Raw genomic sequence first — 21,979 nt, 5'->3', positions numbered from 1 at the left:
CCTGATTTTACGGTGGAAACAGGCCGTCTGTCAGCGGCATTTGCAACAGCCGCAGCCCCAGCAGCGGCAGCATCTGTTCCGCCGGGGCGGGCAGCGGCGGAAGGGGAAACTCCTGGGGCTCCACCAGCCTTCCGTCCGGCCGGGGCAGCGCCCTCTGCACGCACAGCACCGGTTCCGCCAGACTGGAGAGCGTCAGGCTGTCCCGGGGCGACAGTCCGTAGGATATCACGGTCTCCGCCCCGGCCAGCAACGCCGGCGGGCAGTCCCCCGGCGCCAGCAGAATCCGGCAGAGGGGACCTGTCCCCTCCAGACGGCGGCAGCCCTCCGCCGTCAGCACCAGCAGAGACCACACCCGTTCCGCCAGCGCCTCCGGCTCCCACAGCTGCCGGACCCCCTCCGGCAGCAGGTCCCCCCAGACCCTGGGGCAGTCGTAAATTCCGGAGTCCATCCCATTCCCCCTGTCAGGGCTGTACCCTGAAAATTGATAGACATGCTTTGCCGGAAAATAGTTTCTGCGGACGGCGGAATTCCATGCAAAAAAACCTCGTCTTTTTTTGCCCGGCGTGTTATAATAGAATCCATTCAAAAGCTTGAGAAGCTTTTCCCCCGCAAGGGGGACGCCCGGCAAAACCGCCAACGGCTGCGCAGAATTACGTCAAAAATGCGTTGAGACGTGTTTTGCGCTATTGGGGCGTAAAACGGAAACGCAGCATGCATTTCCATTTCTTTCAAATAAAACGAAATCGCTTTCTTTGAAATGAGTATGATACTGCACCTGAATCATTCTGCGAACGGGGTGAAACGCCTTGCATTTCTGGGGACATCTGAAAACCATCTGCTATCACCGGTGCCTGGTACGGAAGTATTGCTTCCGCCTGGGACTGTATTGGCAGGGGTTGACCCACGACCTGTCCAAATTCTCCCCGGTGGAATTCTGGGCGGGGGTCCGCTATTTTCAAGGGGATCACAGCCCTAACGACCAGCAGCGAAAGCTCTTCGGCTACAGCGCCGCCTGGCTCCACCACAAGGGCCGCAACCGCCACCATTTTGAATACTGGACCGACTATCAGCAGGACGGCAGTGGCATCGGCGGCGTGCGGATGCCCAACAAGTACATCGCAGAGATGTTCTGCGACCGGCTGGCCGCCAGCAAGGTCTATCAGAGAGACAACTACAACGATTCCCACCCCTACCAGTTCTTTCAGAGGGGCAAGAACCGGCGGCTCCTCCTCCATCCGGAGACCGCCGCCCTGCTGGAAACCATTCTGGTCAAGCTCCGGGACGAGGGTGAGGACGCCGCCTTCGACTTCGTCCGCCGGGAAGTCCTGGGGAAGACACAATAAGGAGTATCGTATGGACGAGAACAGGCAAAGCATCCGCACACAGCTCCAGCCCGGCGAGGTTCTTCTCTGGGAGGGCGCGCCGGAGCGCGGCATTCATTTTCAGCGGTCCGATCTCCTCGCAATTCCCTTCAGTCTGCTCTGGTGCGGCTTCGCCATCTTCTGGGAAATCGGCGTCATCGCCGCCGGCGGGCCGCTGCTGTTCAAAATCTGGGGCATCCCCTTCGTTTTGATGGGACTTTATATCACCGTGGGACGTTTCTTCTTCCGGGCCTGGCAGCTGGCGGGAACCTGCTACGCCGTGACGGACCGGCGGGTCATCCTGCAAAGCCGCCGGGAGACCGTTTTTCTGCCCTATGGGCAGATTCCCCTGCTGCAAAAGGAGGTCCGCGCCAACGGGACCGGGACCATCTGGTTCCGGCCCCCCACGTCCTGCGGAGCCGGGAAGCACCGCCACCGCGTTCCCGGCGTGGGCTTTGAGGAAATTGCGGACGCCGAAAAGGTCTATCGAATCATCGAGGGGCAGATGCTGCATTCATAAAAAAGCGTGGAGGTTTCTCCTCCACGCTTTTCCTATTTGAATCACTTGATGTTCGCGCCGAAAAAAGCCAGCAGCTTCAGCAGCGGCCTCCAGAGATTGGGGTGGTACTCCAGAAGAAAGGTCTCTACCTCTGCGCTGGTCAGACCGTTTCCCCATAAAAGGACCTGTTTTCCCGCAGCGTCATAACCTACAGCAGTCTCCCCCACCGCGGCAACGCCTACAGAGATTTTTCCGCCCAATGCCGCCACGCCTCCGGCGTACCACAGACCTATTGCCACAGGGCCGAACGCCATCAGGCCGATGGCCACCGGGCCCAGCGCCGCCAGGCCAAATGCCAGAGCGCCCAAGGCAAACACGCCGGCGCTCAAAGCGCCAATGCTGAATACACCCGCGCTGAGGAGCCCTAACGCCACCACGCCCACCGCGATGTTGCCGATGGCGACGATACCCTTGGCGGTCTTCCGGCAGCGCGACATATGGGGGTACATACAAAAGCAGACAGAAACCAGAGGGATGCCAAACACCTTTGTTTTGCTGGTCCACTCCCAGGTCCGGAAATACCGGCTGATCTCTTCCACCTGTTCCTCCAGCTTTGCTGTGGACCTCGGTATGGAGGACTCCGGACGCTCCGGCTCCTCCAAGTAATCCTTCACCAGATAATCCACGCTGACGGAAAACAGCTCCGACAGGGCAACCAATTTGCTCAGCTCCGGCATTGCCGCGCCGCCCTCCCACTTGCTGACGGACTGCCGGGTAACCCCTAAACGGTCTGCCAGCTCTTCCTGAGACAGGCCCTTTCGGCGGCGGAGCTCCAGCAGTTTCGCTGAAAATGTTTTCATGTGCTCACAAACCTCTCACTTTCCTTTGGATTGGCCCTATGGTAGTCCTCCCCGCCCAAAAAAGCAAGAACGCAGCACGTGGAACTTTGTCAACCTGTGGTTGCGGCCCTTGTGCCGCAAGGGTTTCATAGATTCAAAGTTTTGAGGCCCCGAGCTTAAACCCTCCGCCCCTCCGGTCACGGCTGGTCCCGGTTCACCGTCTCCGGCGGCTGGTCCAGCTGCCAGGGATCACTGAAAATGCCATGGATATAACGAATGGCGGAGGCGTAATAAAAGCCGTCCGCAATCCGCTCGTCGGTGACGAAATTGCAGTCTATGTATTTCCGGCACACCACACTGCCATCCCGCTTCGTCTCATACACCCGGCGCTTCCGGCCAAAGGCGCAGAAGACGGGGACATTGCCGAAGTCATAGAGGTGATGATGAATGGGCGGAATGCCCAGGGAAGCCATAGACGTGATGAACAGAGAGCCGTGAAAAGGGGAAAGCCTTGTCAGCCACTGGGGCAGCAGACCGAAGTAGTCCCCTCCCTGCAGCAAAGCCACCACCCCTCGCAGCAGAAGGCCCGGCACCCGGTTCAAAGCGCCGGCCAACTGGTCAAAGGAGGAATTCAGCGGCGTGTTCTTTACCTCCTGAACCGCCTTGTCAAAGCGGCGAAACACGGTTTCCGCCGTGTCGGCGGGGTCAAAAGTGACCTTGATGACGGTATCCGGCGAGGCGGTGGACATCTCCTTTTTGATGGTCATATTGACCTCGATCACCCGGTCCCGGCTGTAGGCCCGCTGGCCGGCAATGAACCGGTTCAGCCCCGGATACCGGGCGCAGGTCCGGACATAGGCCGCCAGGATGACATGGAGGACGCCGAAGCCCTTCCAGCCCGCCTGACGCTTCTCCGCGATATAGCGGTCCACCGCCGTGACCTCGAACTGGTCGGCAATGAAATTCTGGGACGTGTTGCGGGTCTTCATGATATAGGGCGACACGGCGAAAATAGGCGACAGGGTCCGCAGGCGGCGGCCGTCGTTCCGGTCTCCGAAGCGGCGGACATAGGCCCCCTCTTCCACAGGCCGCCGCCTCATGGCCAGGGATAAGCACAGCAGCGCCGCCATACAGCACAGCACGGAAATCTCCGGCAGCCAGTCGTGAACCGGCCAGCCGATTTTCTGCCGGTCCTCTACGATGATGTGGTAGACCATCGGCAGGCCGAACAGCAGCCACAGCGGCGCCTGCGTCGGCACATGTCCCACCACCGTAGCGGTGTAAAGTACCGCCACCAGCGCGTAGAGAAGCAGGCAGAGCACCGTGCGCAGAAGAGAGGGAAAGGATAAAGCCTTTACAGCGAAGAAGATACACCCCAGCCACACCGGCACAGCGGAGCGGTACAGGCGTTCTCTTCCGTCCAGAAAGAGAATCCCCACAAAACACACATTGGCCGCCAGCGGCAGCAGAATCTGAAACAGCCAGAAGGGACGGCTCAGCGCCGATTCTCCCATCACCCAGGCAATCCGCACCAGACCGGAGCAAATCATCAGCAGCGCCGCCGACAGGGCCAGGACGCGGAATGTCGGAAGCCAATAAACGGTTCTCGTTCTCATGGGCGTCTCTCTTTCTTTCTCGTTCTCTTTTTATTTCTCGTTCTCTTTTTACGTCTGCAACTAAAACGCCGGCGCGCCGTCAGGAGACAGTGCGCCGGCGTTCCGCCTCAATATGACTTATCGAATGCTGCCGTCGGCGTTGAACAGCGGCAGCGGCGCGAGGAACTGAATGTCCGTCCGGTCCTTTGCGGAACCCTCCGCCAGCACCGCCATCCGGCCCGTCACGGTCCCCCCCGCCAGCTCCACCAGAGCCTCCATGGCCTTGAGAGAACCGCCGGTGGAAATCACATCGTCCACAATCAGGACGCGCCTGCCCGCCAGCATTGCCGCGTCGGTCCCGTCCAGATACAGCCGCTGAACCCCGGCGGTGGTGATGGACTGGTCCTCCACATGGATGGGATTCCGCATGTAGGCCTTGGGGCCCTTCCGGGCCAGAAAATACTTGGCCGTGCCGGACTGCCGGGCCATCTCGTGAATCAGGGGAATGCCCTTGGCCTCGGCGGTGAGCATGCAGTCATAGCTGCCCGGAGCGGCCAGCTTCAGCAGCTCCCGGGCGCAGGCTTCCGTCAGCTCCGCGTCCCCGAGGCAGATAAAGGCGGCGATGTACAAATCGTCCGAAACCTTGCAGATGGGCAGCTCCCGCCGCAGGCCCGCGACTTCCAGGGTATAGGTTGACATAAAAGGTCCCTCCCTCAAAATCCTTTTTCAGGAAAGTATTTTCATGTTTATTATATCTTCTATCTTCCGAAAGTCAAGAACATGGCCCGGTTTTGGGGGCAAAAATTCTGCCCGTCTGTTTCCGGAGCCCCGCCCTCTGTCACTTTGCACAAAAAGGGGGTCCCATTTTCTGGTGTATTGAAAAAAAGTTTGGTAGGTATTCAAAATTCTGCCCTTGTTTATTGCCGCCGCAAATGATAAACTAAGAGTGAAAAACCCCGACGGGGCCAAACAAAATCACAAAGACACAAAGAGTAGAGTTAAGAGGAGGATGTTTGATGAACGCATATCTGTCCAGCGTGATTGAGAGCGTTAAAACCAAGCACGCCAATGAGCCGGAATTTGTCCAGACCGTGGAGGAGGTCCTCTCCTCCCTGGAGCCCGTCATTGAGAAGCACCCGGAATATGAGCAGGTGGATCTGCTGGGCCGCATGGTGGAGCCCGAGCGCATGTTCACCTTCCGCGTCTGCTGGATGGCCGACGACGGCACCTGGCACACCAACACCGGCTGGCGCTGCCAGTTCAACGGCGCCATCGGCCCCTACAAGGGCGGCCTCCGGTTCCAGAAAAATGTGTATGAGGGCATCATCAAGTTCCTGGGCTTTGAGCAGACCTTCAAGAACTCCCTGACCGGCCTGCCCATCGGCGGCGGCAAGGGCGGCAGCGACTTCGACCCCGCCGGGAAATCCGACGCGGAGATCATGCGCTTCTGCCAGAGCTTCATGCAGGCCCTGTACCGCTACATCGGACCCGATGTGGACGTGCCCGCCGGCGACATGGGCGTGGGCGCGAGAGAGATTGGCTATCTGTACGGCGAGTACCGCCGCCTCAAGGGTGCTTTCGAGAACGGCGTCCTCACCGGCAAGGGCTTTTCCTACGGCGGCAGCCTGATTCGTCCTGAGGCCACCGGCTTCGGCGCGGTGTATTATCTGGAGAACGTCCTGAAGCACGAGGGCGAGTCCATTCAGGGCAAGACCATCGCCTGCGCGGGCTTCGGCAACGTGACCTGGGGCATCTGCAAGAAGGCCCGGGAGCTGGGCGCCAAGGTCGTCACCCTCTCCGGCCCCGACGGCTACGTCTACGATCCCGACGGCGTGACCACCGACGAGAAAATCGCCTATCTGGTGGAGATGCGGAACAGCGGCCGCAACCGGGTGCAGGATTACGCCGACAAGTTCGGCGTGGAGTTCCATGCCGGCGAAAAGCCCTGGGGCGTCAAGGCCGACGTCATCATGCCCTCCGCCATGCAGAACGACGTCCACATGGAGCAGGCCAGGCAGATTGCGGCCAACGGCGTGAAATATTATATCGAAGTGGCCAATATGCCCACCACCAACGACGCGCTGAAGTTCCTGATGGAGCAGCCCGGCATCATCGTGGCCCCCAGCAAGGCCGTCAACGCCGGCGGCGTGGCCACCTCCGCCCTGGAGATGGCCCAGAACAGCGAACGTCTGGTGTGGACTGAGGAAGAGGTCGACAGGCAGCTCCACCAGATCATGGATACCATCTACAATATGAGCGTCGAGGCCGCCGAGATGTACGGTCTGGGCTATAACCTGGTGGCGGGCGCCAACATCGCCGGCTTCCAGAGAGTCGCTGACGCCATGATGGCTCAGGGCGTGTTTTAAAATTCGTCCAAAATCTGCGGATTTTGGACGAGGGGGAAGGATGCAGTTCTTCCGCGCACTCAGCCCTCCACCCGCTTTGCGGGTGGAGGGCTTCACACACTCCAGAACTGATGAGAAGTGTTTTTCATGACGCCGCAGCGTTAAGAAAATGTGCCGGCGGCACATTTTTAGCGCAGGCCGCAGCGGCTATGCCGCTAGGAGGGAACTTTGTGTCGTCATGAAAAACGGATTTCATTTTCTTTCGCCGCCTCCGGGCGGTGAAACTCCTGGGGAGGGCTTGGGCTTCGCCTGCGGTTACCCTCCGATATACGCGCCGCCGGGAAGTTCTTCCAGCCCTCCGGCGGGGCCCTGTACGGGGCCCGCTTCCGCCGTCTCTGAGGGCTCTGTCTGGGGCAGGACGGGCACTGACGCGGGCCGGGACTCTTCTTCTCCCTCTACAAAGACGTATCCGCCGCTCTCCGTCTCCTCTCCGATGATGACCCGCCACTGAGCCTCCTCTTCCCCGATTTGCTCCCGGATATAGGCGGCAATTTCGTCCAGGGTCTCCGCGTCCGCGATTTCCTCATAGACGGTCCGGTCGAAAACCAGACCCTCAGCCGTGTCCGCGAAGACATAGCGCTGTCCCTCGCCCAGATAAAATTCCGCCAGGTCAGCGTAGCAGAAGTAGCTGCCGCCCTGCTCCCAGCCGGTATTTTGGTCCGTGGAAATGGGCATGAAAACGGCCTCGTCTCCCGCTTCCAGATCCTCCAGCGGGCCGCTCAGGGTCGTGGACAGGTAGCCCTTCGCCCCTATCCAGAGGAGGCTGTAACGCTCCCCCGCCGTCAGGTCTCCCCGGATGGAGTCCGTCACCTCCACGATGGCCCGGGTGCAGTAGACCGGAATGTTCCCAAGGCCGTCCATCGCCACCTGATAATACTGCATCTCTTGAACCGTTCCCCGGAAAACCGCCGTGTCCTGGGCAAAGATCTCCTCCGGAGACAGCCAGGCCATACAGGCGGCCTCGGCGAGCACTCCGGCGTTGTCTCCCGGGCCGCTAAGCTCCCCGATCTCCACGCCGGTGGACCAGTCGGGACGGCCGGGCCGGGCCGGGCCGTCTGTCCAGTAGGAAGAGCCGTCCGCCCCCCCTGCCGTCGCGCCGCCTCCGGCGTCTCCCCCGCTCTCACGGTCTACCGCCGGGTTGAAGCTGTAAATAATGGACGTCCACTGGGGCTGTCCTCTGATGGCGGGGACAGCCGCCGCCGTCACGATCACCGCCAGACAGGCCGCCAGGGCCCCCGCCCGCCGCCAGGGGCGGACCTGTTTCTTTACGGTTTCCGCCCCTTCGATCTGGTCCTCCCGGACCTCGCCCACGGCGCGGAATAATTCTTCTCTTGTCATAGGTCATAGCCCTCCTTCACGAGATAGGTCCGCAGGCCCTGCCGGGTCCGGCGGAGCATGGATTTGATTTTTGACTGGGTGAAGCCGGTGGCTGCGGCAAGCTCCGTGATGGTGTCGCAGTACCAGTATCGCCGGAGAAAGACCAGCCGGACCGCCGGGGACACTTTATTCAGATATGCTGAAATAGCCTCCCCCAGCTGCCGCAGGTCCACGGCCTCCTCCATAGGTGTGCCGCCAACGCACTCCGCCAGCTCCTCCAGCGCCGTTTCAAAGCCGCTCCGCCGCTGGGCGCTGTTGTAGTCATAGCGGTCCAGGGCCGTGTTCCGGGCAATGCGGCCCAGAAAGACCGGCAGGCGGGCGGGCCGCTGGGGCGGCATGGCGTTCCAGGCTCCCAGCCAGGTGTCGCTGAGGCACTCCTCCGCGTCCCGTCCGTCCCCCAGCACCCGGCGGATGATGCCGCCGCAGTAAAGCGTATACTTTTGGGCCGTCTGACGGATGGCGTCCTCGGAACGCGCCCAGTACAGGGCGATGATCTCCCGGTCTTCCATAATGGCCCCTCCTTCCTGAAAAGCGCTTTTCACCCTTATAGTCGGCAAACAGAGCCGCCGGGTTGCGGGGAAAACGAAAAAAACGGGCAGGACCTTCCCCTGCCCGTTAAAAATCCCCATAGACCCACCGGTAAATCCGGCGTCCGCTGTGAAGGCGCTGCCTGAAGCTGCTGATCCGCCACTCGCCGTTTTTACACACAAGGTTAAATTGGAAATCCAGACGCCCCTCGCTGGTCAGCAGCTCCGCCACAGCCCGGTTTTTCCCCTTCCGCTCCACCGTGCTGAGGGTCAGGCCCTCCAGGGCGGCATAGATAGGCGGCGAGCCAATGGACGCGCAGCAGCTTCGCTCCCCTGGCGTCAGATACCGGCCATAAAGCATCCCCGCCTCCGTCCGGTAAGCGGCGAACACGGCGGCGGTCCCGCCCCGCTCTCTGGCCTTCTCCAGCAGCGGCGCATAGCACCGCTGAAGCGCATTCATCTCTCCGGCAAATGAAAGCACAAAATTCACCAGTCCCTTGTCATCCATACAGCCCTCACAGCATTTCGTCCAGGGAATAGCGCCGGACCTCCCCGGGACGGTCCGTGCTCCGGGTGGCGGCTCCGGCGGCGTAGCCGGGGAAGGTCTCCAGCTCATAATAGTATTCCCCGTATTGCAGGGGCGTCTCGGAGCGCATCATCGCGCCGATTCCGTCGCCGCTGCGCTTGGATCGGGCTTCCCGGCGTACCCAGCTCTCGAAAAATTCCGCCTCTGTCGTGACATGGGCCAGGCGGACCATGGTTCTCTGCCCCACCGGACGGATTCGCTCGATGTCCACCCCCAGCGCCTGGTCCGACAGCCCCACCAGCACCGCGCCGGCGGTGTGGCTGAGGCTGAAATGAATGTCGGGATAATCCGGAAACCAGGGCTTTCCCCGGCCGCTTACGGCAATCTCCGGCAGCTCCCGCAGACCGTGCCGCTGCCACAGCGCCAGCCGCAGCATCAGGTACGCGCAGAGGGGCTCCCGCCTTTTTTCCGGCTCCTTCTGCCGCAGAAGCCGCTCCCGCCGCTGAGGCGGCAGCATGGCCGTCATGGTCTCGGTCTCCCGGTCCGTCAGCGGCCGTTCCAGCCGGGCCGCCCAAAATTCAACCGGCACCGCGCCGCCCTCCTTTCATCACATTTGCTTCTATCGCCGCCGCAGGGATTTTACCTGGCAGCGGCCGCTGTTTGAAAACCGGTCTGTACCGGTTTTCGACCGTGCTGACTCTATCATATCGGTTCCCTAGCGGGATGTAAAGGGCTCCCGGCAGAAAGTTTTCAAAAATTCCTGAGAAAAAAGAGGAAATTCCAGCCGGACGGCGTATATCTTTAGTACAGCGGTTGTTGTCCGCAGCTTACGGAGACGGCGGACCGCTTCTCCGGGAAAGACCCGCCGATTTCCGTCCGGGCTCCGGCTTTTTGTATGGATGGCGGATATTTTGGCTAAACTGACCGAAAGGAGGGGGCATTGTGGCGTTTCCTCAGAACTTTTTGGATGAGTTGACCGCCCGCTGCGATATTGTGGACGTCGTGGGCAGTTACGTACAGCTGACCAGAAAGGGCGGCAATCTCTTCGGCCTCTGTCCCTTCCACAGTGAAAAAACCGGGTCGTTTTCCGTCTCGCCGGATGGACAGTTCTATTACTGCTTCGGCTGCAAAAAAGGCGGCGGGGTCATCAACTTCATCATGGAGGAGGAAAACCTCCCCTACCCCGACGCGGTGCGCTTCCTGGCCAAGCGGGCAGGCATGGAGGTGCCGGAGGAAGAGGGCGACCGGGAGGCCGGCCGCCGCAGGCAGCGGCTCCTGGAGCTGAACCGGGACGCGGCCCGCTTTTACTACCAGCTTCTCCAGCAGCCGGAGGGCCGGGCGGTGCGGGACTATCTGGAGCGCCGCCGCATCCGGAAGTCCACCGCCGTCAATTTCGGCATGGGGGCCTCTCTGGACGCCTGGGACGTTCTTCTGAACGCCATGACCAAAAAGGGCTACACCAAGTCGGAGCTGCTAACCGCCGGTCTGATTGTGGACAATAAGCGGGGCGGGTTTTATGACAAGTTCCGAAACCGCCTTATGCTCCCGGTCATCGACACGCGGGGGGACGTGGTGGCCTTCGGCAGCCGGGTTCTGGACAAGTCCGAGCCCAAATATATGAATTCCTCGGAGACGCCGGTCTACAGCAAGCGGCGGGTTCTCTACGGGCTGAACCTGGCCCGGAAGAGCAAGCGGCCCAACATCATTCTCTGCGAGGGCAACCTGGATATCGTGACCCTCCACCAGGCGGGCTTTAACAACGCCGTGGCCTCCATGGGCACCGCCCTGACTCAGGAGCAGGTCCGGCTTCTCTCCCGCTTCACCAGGGAACTGGTGCTCTGCTACGACAACGACAACGCCGGAAAGGCCGCCACGGAAAAGGCCCTTCAGCTGCTTGGCAGCTCGGAGCTCTCCGTCAAGGTCCTCCAGCTCCCCCTGCGGCGGACCGGGGATGGGGCGCTGGTCAAGCAGGACGCCGACGACTTCATTAAAAATCAGGGAGCCGACGCCTTTGAACGCCTGCTGAACGGAAGCGAAAACGGCGTCGAGTTCCGCATGGCCCAGGTGGCCGGAAAATACGACCTTGGCAGCGACGAGTCCCGGGTGGCCTACTGCGCGGAAATCAGCGGTCTGATCGCCACGCTCCCCGGCGCGGTGGAGCGGGAAATCTACACAGCCCGGGCCGCCGAAACAGCCCGCATCACCCCCGACGCCATGAAGCTGGAGGTTCAGCGGGCCCGCAAGCGGCTTTTGAACCGGGAGAACCGGGCGGCGCTGCGGAGGGAGCTGAACCCCGCCGCCCTGTCTCAGCCCGCGGAGCGTTCCCTGCGCTATGACAACATCCGTTCCGCCATGGCGGAGGAAGGCGTGCTGCGCCTGCTGCTGCGGGACGACAGCCTGTTCCCCCCTCAGCCGCCCTTAAAAGAGGAGCAGTTCTCCTCTCCCCTGCTGGGGCGGGTCTTTTCCCTGCTGTGGCAGGCCCGTGAGGAGGGCCGGGCCCTGACCCTGCCGGCTCTGGCGGGGGCCCTGACCCAGGAGGAAATGAGCCATATCACCTCTCTCTGCCAGCGGCCTGAGTCGCTGAAAAACGGAAAACAGGCCCTGGCGGACTACATAGCCGTCATCTCAGAGGAATGGGAGCGGCGGACCGCCAGCGGAGAAGACCCGCTGGCCGCAGCCATGCGAAAGAATAAATATAAAAACAAATCGGGTACTGGAGGAAAGCGGAATGTCTGATAAAAAGGAACTGACTCCCAAGGAACTGGAGCGGCAGGCGGACGCCATTCTGGCCGCGGGAGAAAAGCAGTCCGGCAAAACGGAGCCCCCCGCCGTCATGACGGACGAGGAGGCCAAACGGGCCGGCATTATCCGGCTGGATGATAAGCAGGTGTCGGCGCTGCCCGCCGCCAGCTGGCTGATTAACAACGAAAAGCTCCGGGAGCTGCTGGCCAGAGGCAAGAAAAAGGGCAAGCTGGAATCCGCCGAGCTGATGGAGTCCGTGGACGACCTGAATCTGGAGAGCGAGCAGATGGACCAGCTCTATGACTCTCTGGAGGCGCTGAATATCGACATCAGCGCTGAGGACGACCTGCTGCCGGACCTGCCGGAGGACGGTCCCGCCGCCGAGGAAATCGCCAGCATGGAGGAAGAGGAGCTGGTGGACCCCAATACCCTGGTCAACAGCTTCTCCATTGACGACCCCGTTCGGATGTACCTCAAGGAAATCGGCAAGGTCTCCCTGCTCACACCCGACGAAGAGGTCAACCTGGCCCAGGCCATGTCCGCCGGAAACGAGGCGGAACAGACGCTGGCGGAGCTCCGGCGGCGGAAGGAAGCCGGCGAGAGCGTGGACCCCGCCGAGGAAGCCGCTGTCCGCAAGGTCTATCTGGCCGGCGAGACCGCCAAGCAGAAGCTGGCCGAGGCCAACCTCCGCCTTGTGGTCTCCATCGCCAAGCGCTATGTGGGCCGGGGCATGCTGTTCCTGGACCTGATTCAGGAGGGCAACCTGGGCCTTATCAAAGCCGTGGAGAAATTCGACTACACCAAGGGCTATAAATTTTCCACCTATGCCACCTGGTGGATTCGTCAGGCCATTACGCGGGCCATTGCCGACCAGGCCCGGACCATCCGCATCCCCGTTCACATGGTGGAGACCATCAACAAGGTCATCCGGGTCAGCCGCCAGCTTCTCCAGGAGCTGGGCCATGACCCCTCTCCCAACGAGATTGCCGCCGAGATGAACATGCCCGTGGACAAGGTCCGCGAAATCATGAAAATCGCCCAGGAGCCCGTCTCCCTGGAGACTCCCATCGGTGAGGAGGAGGACAGCCACCTGGGAGACTTCATTCCCGACGAAGGCGCTTCGGAGCCCTCCGAGGCCGCCTCCTTCACCCTTCTGAAGGAACAGCTGATGGACGTTCTCTCCACCCTGACCCCCAGAGAGGAAAAGGTGCTGAAGCTCCGCTTCGGCATCGAGGACGGCCGTTCCCGGACGCTGGAGGAAGTGGGAAAGGAGTTCAACGTCACCCGGGAGCGCATCCGCCAGATTGAGGCCAAGGCCCTGCGGAAGCTCCGCCACCCCTCCCGCAGCAAGAAGCTGAAGGACTTTCTGAACTGAAGGATTCACGAGGACAAGCCTGCCGGTTTCCGGCAGGCTTGTTTATAGCCAACGTTAAAATTCCTGACAAACGGGTCGGCCAGGGGCCGACCCCTACAGGAATGTGTAGGGGCCGCCGCCCTCGGCGGCACGCTGACAGCAATTATGGGGGGTGCCAGAAGCGCGGTCAGCCCAGATAGCTGAGAAGCCGTCCCGCCTCCAGGGCCGCCAGGGCCCGGACGCCGTCGAAGTCCACATAGGGGTTGTAAACGGATTCCAGCGCGTCATGATTTCGCTTGGCGTCCTTCAGGGCGGCGACCGCCTCCTCCCGCAGCAGCGCGGCGATGCGGACCTGAAAGCGCAGGCGGCTCTTCCCCTCTGTTTCCGCCGTCATGGCGTCCAGACGGACCCGGCGATAGGGTTTTTCCCCGTAGCTCATGCCGGGCCGGGACGTGACAAAGGCCAGCCCCAGGCCGGGAATCAGCAGATGTTCCATCCGGCCGGGGTCCTCAGGGGAGGGACAGACAATGGTATCCCACCCCTTCCCGACTGCCGCGGCGTGAATCAACGCCAGAGCCGGCCCCGCCAGCTCCCAGCTGTCCGCGAACTCGTAGACCCTTGAACACAGGGCATCCACGCTGTCATAGCGCCAGACAGCGCCCTTGTGGGTGATGCTGCCCAGGAAGCGGCGGAGGGTTTTTCCCTCCTGGTTCCCCCTGGCCCGCAGCTCCCGGGCGATGATGCCCCGCACCCGGCGGTCCAGCCGCTCCGAATCAAAGCCCTTCCCCACAGAGGCTATGGCATCCAGCTCCACCTGCCGGGCGGCCTTCAGGCTGTGGTAGGCCCGGACATACGCGGCCTTATAGGCATGGGTATGGGCCTTCACCGCCTCCGCTCCGGCCTTGGCGGCTGTGAGATCGTAGAACCGCCCCAGATCCACATAGCGGTCCACCGCGGCGGGGTATTGGGGTTCGATGACGTGGGGCAGTGTAACGGTAGGACGCAGAGAAAAGTTTTCGTCCGCCGGAGGTACGGCGTCAGAACCTCCAGGTGACGCGGACCTGCTGCTCACCGGTGACGGGGTTCCGCTCCCCGATTTCGACCCGCTCGACCAGGGCCGCCGCCAGCTCCCGGGGGACGGTTTCCAGCTTCAAAAGCTCTCTGGCCCGTTCCATCCGGTCTGCCTGCCCCTGGGATTCTTCACAGCCGGAGAGCTCTGAGTCGATTCCGGCAAGGCGCTGCTCCAGCCGGGCCTGTTCCTCCAGAAAGGACTGGTTCAGGGCGGCAAACTCCGCGCCGGTCAGAAGGCCGGAAGCTCTGTCCAGGTAAAGCGTTTTCAGGGCCTGACTGTGTTTTTCCGCCTGAGCGGCCAGCGTTTTTCGTTCCTGCTCCAGAATTTTCAGATGAGCGTCCTTTGGGGGTTGCAATTCTGATGATTTTAGTTTATAATCGGTTTGTACATAACAGCGGATGCGGTCTGAAACCAGCTCCTCCAGTCTGTCGAGGCGGATGGAGTGGCGGGTGCAGAGCTTCGCGCCGCCGCTGTCGGCGTAGCGCTTGCAGCGGAGATAGGAAACCCGGGGCCTTCCCTGGCGGCAGTCGGTGACCTTGCTCATGGTGCTGCCGCAGTCCATGCACTTTACCAGACCGGAAAGCAGGTGGACTTCCCCTCTGCCGTCGGTTCTGGTACGGGACGCCAGGTTTCTCTGAACGGCGTCGAAGGTCTCCCGGTCGATGATGGGCTCATGGGTGCCTTCCACCCGATACCACTGGTCCGGGGGAACGTCAATCAAGAGCTTTGACTTGTAGCTGACCTTTTTTCGTCGGCCCTGAACCATGGTGCCGGTGTACATCTCATTGCGGAGGATACGCCAGACGGTCGTTCTGTTCCAGAGGCCGGAGCCCGAAGCGCCGCAGGCCCAGCCGTGTTCGGCTTTATAGCGGGACGGGCTCGGAATGCCGCTTTCGTTGAGCCTGCGGGCGATGCTCTGCTTGCCGAGGCCCTCCAGGGACCACCGGAAAATCCGGCGGACCACCCCGGCGGCCTCGCCGTCGATGACAACGCGGTTTTTATTGGCGGGGTCCTTTTTGTAGCCGTAAACCGGGAATCCGCCGATGTACTGGCCTTCCCGGCGCTTCTGGTCAAAGACCATCCGGACATTTTCGGAGAGGTCCTCCAAATACCATTCGTTTACCAGGCCGTTGATCTGTCGGGCCTTTTTGTTGCCCTTCACTTCTGTGTCGGCGTTGTCCGCCACAGCAATGAAGCGGATGCCCCAGACGGGAAACAGGCCGTGGATATACTTCTCCACCAGCTCCATATCCCGAGTGAAGCGGGACTGGGATTTGCACAGGATAATCTGGAACTTCTTCTGCTTCGCCGCGGACAGCATCCGGTTGAAGTCCGGGCGGAGACCGTCGGCTCCGGAATAATCCTCGTCGCAGTAGATGGAGTAGACCTCCCAGCCCTGGCCGGCGGCATAGGCGGTCAGCAGGGATTTCTGATTCTGAATGCTCTCAGATTCGGCCTGATGCTTGTCTTCGTCCTCCCTGCTCAGGCGTACATAGATGGCGCAGAGAATGGATTGCACCCCCTTAAAGACGGGACGCCTTTCCTTGCGGGCGGCTGTCCCCCGGGAACTCACTTAAATGCCCGGACCCTCGGGCGTCATTTGTGAGGGGTGCTGAGCCGGGCGACAAGCCAGGCGGTAACAGCCCGCTGAATCAAATCCTCTGCGGCAGAGCCGGAAGGTTTTTCTTGTGCTCCTTTTCGCACCTCGATTAACGTCAAAGATGTCTGTTTCATCAGATTTACCTCCCGTGCTATCCTATGCCCTGCCATTTTTAAGTATGAAAAAACAGATGCCATCCAGCATCTGCTTTTTCGGATTGATATGCTTTTGCATCAATGCCCCGGGCCGTCAGGCGGGGGCGTTCGATGGAAGGATTTTAGATTTTGGATTTTGGCGGGAGCCTTGCGGCTCCTCCCCAAAAACCGCCGGGGACGCCTGTCCCTGGAACTGCCGGTCTCCTGAAAGACGGACCGAATTCCTGATAAATGGCACAAACGAACGCTTTTCCTTTTGTTTTGGTTTTCCTCCGGAGGAGGTAAACCGCAGTACCGGCGCAGCCGCAGAAAAGCGCTGAGGGCCGGAAACGGAGACAGCAGACGGCCCCGCGGGTCCGCCGCTGCCCGTCCCACAGGCCGGACAACAGCCCGGCAGTTCCGACAGGCAATGTATGATTCTTCCGCCGCTACGCGGCGCGGCCCTTTCTCAGGCTTTCGGCCAGAATCGCCAGGAAGCGGACAGGCGTGGGCATGGTCTCCAGCGTGACGCCTGCCATTTGCGACAGCCGTTCCCGTCCGTTCTTCCAGACCTTCACGCTGAGACGCCGGACATTCCGCTCAACGGTCTCCGGACTGGTCCGGTAGTGCCGGGCGGTTTCCGGATACAGCCACGCCGGAGCCAGCAGCCGCTGGGGCTGGCATGCCGCCAGGCGGACGGTATAGGCCAGGTGGAAAAAGGCGGAAGAGTTCGCGGAAAGCCCCAGACGATAGAGCAGGTCATAAATTTCACCCGGCCTGGGATTCAGCTCACGCGGCGTCATGCCGGTCCGCCCCCTTCAGCTCTTTTCTGATCTCATGAATCAGCCGAAGGGCCTCTTCGTCCTTCAGCAGCACCATAAAGAGTATCACCGTCAGGCCGGAACAGCCGCTTATCCCCCGTTCCAAATCCGCATAAGAGCGGGGCGCCATGCACAGGCGTTCCGACAGCTGTTCCTGTGTCAGCTTCCATTCTAAACGGTACTTCCGTATCTCCCGCGAGAAAAAGCGGCGCATCAGTGTTTTGTATTGTTGACGCAGCATAAAAAGACCTCCCGATTACAGAATTTTAGTAAAATTCTGCCGGAAGCCAGTCTGCATCGCCATGAGGCATACCTCATGAATGTATTATTTTGTCGAAAAAAGGCGGATGTCCGGAGCCGCCTTTTCACGCCGCCCTCTGCGCGGCAGCGCATTTCCCTGCGCCTGACATGGACGCCGCCGTTGGATTGCGGACGGCATGCTCTGGCGGTGGAGAATGAGCCCCGGCAAAGGAGTAGTTCCTACCCCCTGTATGTTCTATTTGATAAAAAACACAAATTGTAACCAGATTTCCAAAATCAGTAAACCTCTGCAAAACCCCTGGAAATACGGCTCTTTTTGTGGTGCAATGCCGCATTATTATTTCCGAATTAAAAATTCGGAAGTAATACATTAGATTTGAGCCGTTTTGCCCGCCGCCGTAAACGGTGGCAACCGCAAAACATGGCACATATTACTTCCGGCCTTTCAGTTCGGAAGTACTATTTACCAGTGGTTCACTTTTTATATCCGTCAGGTCCGCTTCTTCTCCGCTTATGGATACGCTCATTGAACCGCGGGGGCCATCTCCGGTCGGCGCGGTGCGGAAACCGGCGGTCCGGGCCATTCCGACACAGCCGGGAGGACGGGCCCGTACTGCCTGAGCAGAAAATAATCCTCCGGACCTGCGCAGCGCAGCCGGAGGAATTATCATATATACGGTTAGTTTTCAGGAAAGGGGGGAGACTCGTGAGTGATTTGAACACCTGGTTTGATTCCATCTACGCCGCCAATTATCCCAGACTGGTGAAGGTGGCCTACTACATATTGTGGGATGAGAACACAGTGGAGGACATTGTACAGAACGCGTTCTCCACTCTTCTGATTAAGCAGAAGCAGCTGCGGGATCACCCCAATATTTCCGGATGGCTGACCTTAACGGTGCGGAATATGGCGGATAACGAGCGGAACCGGGCCCACTATACCCGGGAAATTCCAATCCTGCCGGAGCATGAGCCTGCGGCGGGCGAGGCTCAGCCGGACTTTCTCTCTCTGCTGCCATCGGAGCTCAGCAAGGACGAAAAGCAGATCTTATACCTCCATATTGAGGTTGGATTATCCCATGAAGAAATCGCCAGCAGGCTGGGCTGCAAGCCGGAGGCCAGCCGTATGCGGCTTTGCCGGGCCAGGAAGCAATGCAGGAAGTTCCTTCTGAAAAATAAAAATTCCTGATTTTTAAAAAACCCGTTACATTCGACACAATTCGACAAATACATGAATAGGAGGTGAATCGATGTCCGAGATCCGGAAGGACACGGCTTTCAGTGGGGCCGGAGAACGTTCGGAGCGAATCCAGGGGCATCCGGGCGATACCCAGATTCAGCGGCTGCAGGACCAGCTGGCAGACCTGTTATATCCATCAGACGGCGGGGAAATAGACGTTGAGGCGCTGGATTCCCTGCTGGAGCAGATGGAGGCGGTCAGTCCCCTGCCCGCATCACTGTCCACTGACCCGGAGGAGAGCCTGAAGCAGTTCCGCCGGCGGTACGCCTCTGTCATCGAGACGGCGAACGCCGGGACTGCGGAGGACATTTCTGCGGTTCCAGAAAAACGGCATTCAAACAGGCTTTTTGTCAGGGCGCTGCCCTTTGCCGCGGCGCTGATGCTGCTGCTCAGCTCCATCACAGCACAGGCCTTCGGCATGAATGTGTTCTCGGTCATTGCACGCTGGACGGCGGAAATCTTCCGTCTTGACGGCGGTTCCACCCCCTATGCCACCGTGTCGCTCCGCCCCCTGGAGGTGGATGAGGAAGCCACTTATCAGAGCCTGGAGGAGGCCATGGAAGCCTTCGGCATCCGTGCGCCCCTTGCACCCAAGGAGATACCGGAGCGGTTTGAGCTGGTAAAAGTCACTGTAAATTGCCGTAAAACCGGCATTTTAATCTATGCTGAGTTCAAGAGCAGCGATGGGGAGGGGCTAATCCGGTATAACGAGGCGGAAGAACAGGAGTTTAATACCTTAGAAAGAGAAAATAGTGTTATTACTTCCTATTTTGCGGGCCGAATTGATCATAAACTGATATCCGATATGGGGCGGCAGAAAGCAGTCTGGAGGAATGGAGATTTCGAGTGTGAAATAAGTGGAGATTTCTCCGAGCAGGAACTAAAAACCATTATTGATTCTATTTATCAGGAGTGATATCGCGTGAAGCGTTTGGGTAAGAGGTTACTGAGCGGGATTTTTGCGTTGGTGATGATTTCAAGTCTTCTCTGCACGGCGGCATCCGCGTCCGTGAAGTCCAGTGCGTATCTTGACGCATACCGGGCCATGTTGACGGCAGACCCTAATGGTTCCATGGTCATTACTGTGGATGTGACAGCTGTTGGACGTAAGCCGGAGTTGGGCGTAAAAACAATCTATGTATACGAATCCACAGACGGAAAAACATTTAACTGGATTCGTACCTATGAAAGCGAAGATTACCCGGAAATGATGGGCTCCGGAATTATCTTTTATGAAGATGTGATTACCTTCCAGGGAGTCATCGGACGTTATTACTACGCGAAGGCCTTTGTCTATGCCGGAGACAGCACCGGCGGCGATGAGAGATACTGCAACACCGCCATTAGACAGGCCAAAGCCTGACGGCTGTTCCCATTATTTCGGGCATAGCCCGCGCCTCTTCAAATACGGAATGCGGTAAAAATCACCCATTTCATGGAGAGGCGCGGGCTGTGCCCTTTTTCCGCGCAAACATCCGCCCTGCCGGCAGGCAATCAATTTATACCGGCGGCAAAAGCGTCCTTTTGATACGCTCCCGTGGGGCGACGTACCATCCGCCACCGCGCATCGGAGCTCCGGCAGCACCACGCCGTCCAGAGAGTCCGGGTCCCCGGAGCACCAGAGGTATTCCACCGGCGTTCCCGCCGCCTCCATGGTCCGGCCGATCTCCCGCATGAAGGTGTTCTTCCCCACGCCGGGCCCGCCCTTGAGGACCATGAAATCATATGTATTCTCGATATCCACCATCTCCGAAAACAGGTTCCGGAATCCCTCTCCGCTGTTGGCTCCTGCAAAAAAATTAGTGATCTGTGCCATGGCGTTTGCCCTCCCCAATGGATTTTACATGCTCAGCGTATGCCGGGAGAACTTGGCCTGACAGTGATTTTCCGAAATAACTCCCCCTTCTCTTTCGAAATCTCTTGTGAAAAGCAGCAGCCTCTGCTATACTGGGGAAAAATCCTGGGAGGCCATACGAATGAAATTTGAGGATATACTGACCGGCGCGGGAGAAGACGAATTCGGCCGGATGTGCGGCTTCGCCCCCTTCCCCTATTTTCAGCGCGATATTGAGGTCGTCTGCGACGAAGCCGTCACGCCGGAATATGCCGCCCGTTCCCTCCAGTGGCTGGCGGAGGTAGACGAGGGCCTGATGCGGGAAATCTGCCAATATGCCTGCTATTACCTTCAGGACCTTCTGGAGGCCACCAGCATCGGAGAGCTGCTGGACGAGGACATCCAGCATATTCAGGACCCGCTGGAAATCCTGCAGTACATGGAATTCGGCACACTTCAGATTGACGAGCCCGCCGACCCGGACCTGCCTGTATTGAACCTGAGCGGCGGGTGTGACTGGCAGGAGGACCTGGGCCTGCAATGCCTCATCAAAAACGGCCATGTCGTCTACCTGGGCGGCTGGAGCGACCTGGACATCTGGCGCAGTCCCTCCCTGATGGAAGAGGACTATATCTGCAATTATGTCTACTACCCCCGCCGGGACGAGCTCCGGCAGAAGGCGGCGGAACAGCTGGCCCGGCGCCCCGTCCAGCCCCTGCCCCACCTGGAAATCCCCATGAGCTCCCCCATCCGCCATTTCATCGAGGGCTGCCTGACTCAATTTGAGTCCTGCGCCGTCAGGGAGGCCTGGGCCAAAATGGAAAACACCCTCCTCTTCCAGTTCCTCCAGGACTACCCCGCCCTCAGCCGGGAAAGCGGGACCTTCCTCTGCCAGTGCTACCGCATCGAGCGGGACCAGGGCCCCGGCGAACTGGCCCAGTTTCTGGCGGAGCAGCGCGACATTTTCTGAATCAATAGCAAAGAGGCCTCCCCAACGGGAGACCTCTTTTTATCCGATTTACAGCTCGTCAATTTTCATGATATCAATCTGGCTCTTCACCCGCCGTTTCTCCCGGGCCGCCCAATAAACGGCCAGCAGAACCAGCGTGGGGATGTTCCCCACCAGCAGCGTCACAGCCACCGTCAGCACATTCTGGGACACGCTGCCGGTATCTCGAAGATTCAGCACCAGCAGCAGTGCATACAGAACCGTCAGCAGAGGCAGGACCAGTCCCGGCCAGCGGCTCTCCCGCCGGGACAGGAAGATTTGCAGACAAATCCCTCCCGCTCCAAACACCAGCAGAAACACCAGAGCCATGATTACCGTTCTTGAAGCAATGTGCATCCCTTATCCTCCATTCTCTTTCCGGGTCTCCCGGTAAGCGGAAATCAGAATCTTCGCGGTGTCGAAGTCCAGCTTGTCATCCACCGCCAGCCGCTTCACCAGAGCCACATAGGGGTCCGCCTCCGCCGTGTCGCTGAGGCGTATCTTCTGAATCAGCCGGTCCAGCCGCAGGCGGACCGTGGGATAGCTGACGCCATACTGGGCCGCCACCTCCTTCAGCGACCCGGAGGCCAGCAGAAAGCGCTTTACAAAGGTCAGTTCCTGTTCGTCCAGGCCCGCCATCCAGGGGGGCAGCATGGTCATCGGCACAGCCTCCTTTCACAATATTCAGTATATACTTTAATTTTATGAAAGTCAAGTCTTACTTTTATTTTAATAAAATTCAAATTTCTCAACCGGAACACAAAGAGGCCGTCCCAGTGAGACGGCCTCTTCCCTGTTTCTGTT

Annotated in this window: 25 protein-coding genes; 9 read left to right on the top strand and 16 right to left on the bottom strand. The window is 59.7% G+C overall.

All coding sequences use genetic code 11. The features are described 5' to 3' along the window. Positions 1-7 precede the first annotated feature (7 nt). On the bottom strand, positions 8-448 hold the full coding sequence (locus Q0063_RS06150; protein WP_297871100.1) for a hypothetical protein: 441 nt from the start codon (positions 446-448) through the stop codon (positions 8-10). 358 nt (positions 449-806) lie between these two features. On the opposite strand from Q0063_RS06150, the gene Q0063_RS06145 reads away from it, so the two are divergent. Continuing rightward, a complete protein-coding gene (locus Q0063_RS06145) occupies positions 807-1,343 on the top strand; it encodes a DUF5662 family protein (protein WP_297871099.1) in 537 nt (178 codons plus the stop codon). Between the two features lie 10 nt (positions 1,344-1,353). Beyond that, positions 1,354-1,881, top strand: coding sequence for a hypothetical protein (locus tag Q0063_RS06140; RefSeq protein WP_297871098.1), 528 nt, complete (start codon positions 1,354-1,356; stop codon positions 1,879-1,881). Positions 1,882-1,922: 41 nt separating this feature from the next. Here the strand turns inward: Q0063_RS06140 and Q0063_RS06135 are convergent, their stop codons facing one another. The 3 genes from Q0063_RS06135 to Q0063_RS06125 form a co-directional block, all read right to left on the bottom strand. Beyond that, a complete protein-coding gene (locus tag Q0063_RS06135; RefSeq protein WP_297871097.1) occupies positions 1,923-2,720 on the bottom strand; it encodes a helix-turn-helix domain-containing protein in 798 nt (265 codons plus the stop codon). A 176-nt stretch (positions 2,721-2,896) separates the two neighbouring features. Beyond that, positions 2,897-4,315, bottom strand: coding sequence for a hypothetical protein (locus tag Q0063_RS06130; RefSeq protein WP_297871096.1), 1,419 nt, complete (start codon positions 4,313-4,315; stop codon positions 2,897-2,899). A gap of 117 nt (positions 4,316-4,432) precedes the next feature. Beyond that, positions 4,433-4,993, bottom strand: a complete 561-nt coding sequence (locus Q0063_RS06125; RefSeq protein ID WP_297871095.1) for a phosphoribosyltransferase family protein — start codon at positions 4,991-4,993, stop codon at positions 4,433-4,435. Between the two features lie 317 nt (positions 4,994-5,310). Between Q0063_RS06125 and gdhA the strand changes: the two genes are divergently transcribed. Next, positions 5,311-6,660 carry an NADP-specific glutamate dehydrogenase gene (gene gdhA, locus Q0063_RS06120; protein ID WP_297871094.1) on the top strand — a complete coding sequence of 450 codons (1,350 nt, stop codon included), beginning with the start codon at positions 5,311-5,313 and terminating at the stop codon, positions 6,658-6,660. A 294-nt stretch (positions 6,661-6,954) separates the two neighbouring features. On the opposite strand, the gene Q0063_RS06115 is transcribed toward gdhA, so the two are convergent. The 4 genes from Q0063_RS06115 to Q0063_RS06100 form a co-directional block, all read right to left on the bottom strand. After that, on the bottom strand, positions 6,955-8,037 hold the full coding sequence (locus Q0063_RS06115) for a hypothetical protein (protein WP_297871093.1): 1,083 nt from the start codon (positions 8,035-8,037) through the stop codon (positions 6,955-6,957). Then, complete coding sequence (locus tag Q0063_RS06110; RefSeq protein ID WP_297871092.1) at positions 8,034-8,585, bottom strand: RNA polymerase sigma factor; 552 nt, start codon at positions 8,583-8,585, stop codon at positions 8,034-8,036. Before Q0063_RS06110 ends, Q0063_RS06115 begins: the two co-directional genes overlap by 4 nt. Positions 8,586-8,691: 106 nt before the next feature. Then, a complete protein-coding gene (locus tag Q0063_RS06105) occupies positions 8,692-9,111 on the bottom strand; it encodes a hypothetical protein (protein WP_297871091.1) in 420 nt (139 codons plus the stop codon). A 7-nt stretch (positions 9,112-9,118) separates the two neighbouring features. Next, complete coding sequence (locus Q0063_RS06100) at positions 9,119-9,718, bottom strand: 4'-phosphopantetheinyl transferase superfamily protein (protein WP_297871090.1); 600 nt, start codon at positions 9,716-9,718, stop codon at positions 9,119-9,121. A gap of 353 nt (positions 9,719-10,071) precedes the next feature. Here Q0063_RS06100 and dnaG point away from each other — a divergent pair, with 353 nt between their 5' ends. Beyond that, positions 10,072-11,865: a DNA primase gene (dnaG, locus tag Q0063_RS06095; RefSeq protein WP_297871089.1), complete on the top strand. Its 1,794-nt coding sequence runs from the start codon at positions 10,072-10,074 to the stop codon at positions 11,863-11,865. After that, the gene (gene rpoD, locus Q0063_RS06090) at positions 11,858-13,246 is read left to right on the top strand and encodes an RNA polymerase sigma factor RpoD (RefSeq protein ID WP_297871088.1); all 1,389 of its coding nucleotides are present in this window, start codon (positions 11,858-11,860) and stop codon (positions 13,244-13,246) included. The genes dnaG and rpoD overlap by 8 nt, the downstream gene beginning before the upstream one ends. Positions 13,247-13,412: 166 nt before the next feature. Here rpoD and Q0063_RS06085 read toward each other — a convergent pair whose 3' ends face one another. The 5 genes from Q0063_RS06085 to Q0063_RS06065 form a co-directional block, all read right to left on the bottom strand. Beyond that, on the bottom strand, positions 13,413-14,165 hold the full coding sequence (locus Q0063_RS06085) for a hypothetical protein (protein WP_297871087.1): 753 nt from the start codon (positions 14,163-14,165) through the stop codon (positions 13,413-13,415). A gap of 97 nt (positions 14,166-14,262) precedes the next feature. Next, the gene (locus tag Q0063_RS06080) at positions 14,263-15,816 is read right to left on the bottom strand and encodes a recombinase family protein (RefSeq protein ID WP_297871086.1); all 1,554 of its coding nucleotides are present in this window, start codon (positions 15,814-15,816) and stop codon (positions 14,263-14,265) included. Between the two features lie 77 nt (positions 15,817-15,893). Then, entirely contained in the window at positions 15,894-16,031 is a 138-nt protein-coding gene (locus Q0063_RS06075) for a hypothetical protein (RefSeq protein WP_297871085.1), read from the bottom strand. Between the two features lie 449 nt (positions 16,032-16,480). After that, complete coding sequence (locus Q0063_RS06070; RefSeq protein ID WP_297871084.1) at positions 16,481-16,834, bottom strand: sporulation initiation factor Spo0A C-terminal domain-containing protein; 354 nt, start codon at positions 16,832-16,834, stop codon at positions 16,481-16,483. After that, positions 16,821-17,093: a helix-turn-helix transcriptional regulator gene (locus Q0063_RS06065; RefSeq protein WP_297871083.1), complete on the bottom strand. Its 273-nt coding sequence runs from the start codon at positions 17,091-17,093 to the stop codon at positions 16,821-16,823. Before Q0063_RS06065 ends, Q0063_RS06070 begins: the two co-directional genes overlap by 14 nt. 726 nt (positions 17,094-17,819) lie before the next feature. Here Q0063_RS06065 and Q0063_RS06060 point away from each other — a divergent pair. The 3 genes from Q0063_RS06060 (at position 17,820) to Q0063_RS06050 (ending at position 19,716) form a co-directional block, all read left to right on the top strand. Further along, on the top strand, positions 17,820-18,302 hold the full coding sequence (locus Q0063_RS06060) for an RNA polymerase sigma factor (RefSeq protein WP_297871082.1): 483 nt from the start codon (positions 17,820-17,822) through the stop codon (positions 18,300-18,302). A 238-nt stretch (positions 18,303-18,540) separates the two neighbouring features. Next, positions 18,541-19,269: a DUF4367 domain-containing protein gene (locus tag Q0063_RS06055; protein ID WP_297871081.1), complete on the top strand. Its 729-nt coding sequence runs from the start codon at positions 18,541-18,543 to the stop codon at positions 19,267-19,269. A gap of 6 nt (positions 19,270-19,275) precedes the next feature. After that, on the top strand, positions 19,276-19,716 hold the full coding sequence (locus Q0063_RS06050) for a hypothetical protein (protein ID WP_297871080.1): 441 nt from the start codon (positions 19,276-19,278) through the stop codon (positions 19,714-19,716). A 12-nt stretch (positions 19,717-19,728) separates the two neighbouring features. Here the strand turns inward: Q0063_RS06050 and Q0063_RS06045 are convergent, their stop codons facing one another. Beyond that, entirely contained in the window at positions 19,729-20,169 is a 441-nt protein-coding gene (locus Q0063_RS06045; protein ID WP_297871079.1) for a hypothetical protein, read from the bottom strand. Positions 20,170-20,329: 160 nt separating this feature from the next. On the opposite strand from Q0063_RS06045, the gene Q0063_RS06040 reads away from it, so the two are divergent. Continuing rightward, positions 20,330-21,157 (top strand): DUF6985 domain-containing protein, encoded by an 828-nt coding sequence (locus Q0063_RS06040; protein WP_297871078.1) that lies wholly within the window; start codon positions 20,330-20,332, stop codon positions 21,155-21,157. A gap of 48 nt (positions 21,158-21,205) precedes the next feature. Here Q0063_RS06040 and Q0063_RS06035 read toward each other — a convergent pair whose 3' ends face one another. Further along, on the bottom strand, positions 21,206-21,532 hold the full coding sequence (locus Q0063_RS06035) for a hypothetical protein (protein ID WP_297871077.1): 327 nt from the start codon (positions 21,530-21,532) through the stop codon (positions 21,206-21,208). A 3-nt stretch (positions 21,533-21,535) separates the two neighbouring features. Then, the gene (locus Q0063_RS06030) at positions 21,536-21,841 is read right to left on the bottom strand and encodes a DUF2089 family protein (RefSeq protein WP_297871076.1); all 306 of its coding nucleotides are present in this window, start codon (positions 21,839-21,841) and stop codon (positions 21,536-21,538) included. Between the last annotated feature and the right edge of the window lie 138 nt (positions 21,842-21,979).

This window comes from uncultured Oscillibacter sp., from assembly GCF_947654275.1.
Classification (GTDB): domain Bacteria; phylum Bacillota; class Clostridia; order Oscillospirales; family Oscillospiraceae; genus Oscillibacter.
This window is presented reverse-complemented; position numbering and strand designations above follow the sequence as displayed.

Bases quoted from the DNA above. Each gene is read 5' to 3' on its own strand.
- Q0063_RS06150 (WP_297871100.1), bottom strand. From the start codon at position 448: ATGGACTCCGGAATTTACGACTGCCCCAGGGTCTGGGGGGACCTGCTG.
- Q0063_RS06140 (WP_297871098.1), top strand. From the start codon at position 1,354: ATGGACGAGAACAGGCAAAGCATCCGCACACAGCTCCAGCCCGGCGAG.
- Q0063_RS06135 (WP_297871097.1), bottom strand. From the start codon at position 2,720: ATGAAAACATTTTCAGCGAAACTGCTGGAGCTCCGCCGCCGAAAGGGC.
- Q0063_RS06130 (WP_297871096.1), bottom strand. From the start codon at position 4,315: ATGAGAACGAGAACCGTTTATTGGCTTCCGACATTCCGCGTCCTGGCC.
- Q0063_RS06125 (WP_297871095.1), bottom strand. From the start codon at position 4,993: ATGTCAACCTATACCCTGGAAGTCGCGGGCCTGCGGCGGGAGCTGCCC.
- gdhA (WP_297871094.1), top strand. From the start codon at position 5,311: ATGAACGCATATCTGTCCAGCGTGATTGAGAGCGTTAAAACCAAGCAC.
- Q0063_RS06115 (WP_297871093.1), bottom strand. From the start codon at position 8,037: ATGACAAGAGAAGAATTATTCCGCGCCGTGGGCGAGGTCCGGGAGGAC.
- Q0063_RS06110 (WP_297871092.1), bottom strand. From the start codon at position 8,585: ATGGAAGACCGGGAGATCATCGCCCTGTACTGGGCGCGTTCCGAGGAC.
- Q0063_RS06105 (WP_297871091.1), bottom strand. From the start codon at position 9,111: ATGGATGACAAGGGACTGGTGAATTTTGTGCTTTCATTTGCCGGAGAG.
- rpoD (WP_297871088.1), top strand. From the start codon at position 11,858: ATGTCTGATAAAAAGGAACTGACTCCCAAGGAACTGGAGCGGCAGGCG.
- Q0063_RS06075 (WP_297871085.1), bottom strand. From the start codon at position 16,031: ATGAAACAGACATCTTTGACGTTAATCGAGGTGCGAAAAGGAGCACAA.
- Q0063_RS06070 (WP_297871084.1), bottom strand. From the start codon at position 16,834: ATGACGCCGCGTGAGCTGAATCCCAGGCCGGGTGAAATTTATGACCTG.
- Q0063_RS06065 (WP_297871083.1), bottom strand. From the start codon at position 17,093: ATGCTGCGTCAACAATACAAAACACTGATGCGCCGCTTTTTCTCGCGG.
- Q0063_RS06055 (WP_297871081.1), top strand. From the start codon at position 18,541: ATGGAGGCGGTCAGTCCCCTGCCCGCATCACTGTCCACTGACCCGGAG.
- Q0063_RS06045 (WP_297871079.1), bottom strand. From the start codon at position 20,169: ATGGCACAGATCACTAATTTTTTTGCAGGAGCCAACAGCGGAGAGGGA.
- Q0063_RS06040 (WP_297871078.1), top strand. From the start codon at position 20,330: ATGAAATTTGAGGATATACTGACCGGCGCGGGAGAAGACGAATTCGGC.
- Q0063_RS06035 (WP_297871077.1), bottom strand. From the start codon at position 21,532: ATGCACATTGCTTCAAGAACGGTAATCATGGCTCTGGTGTTTCTGCTG.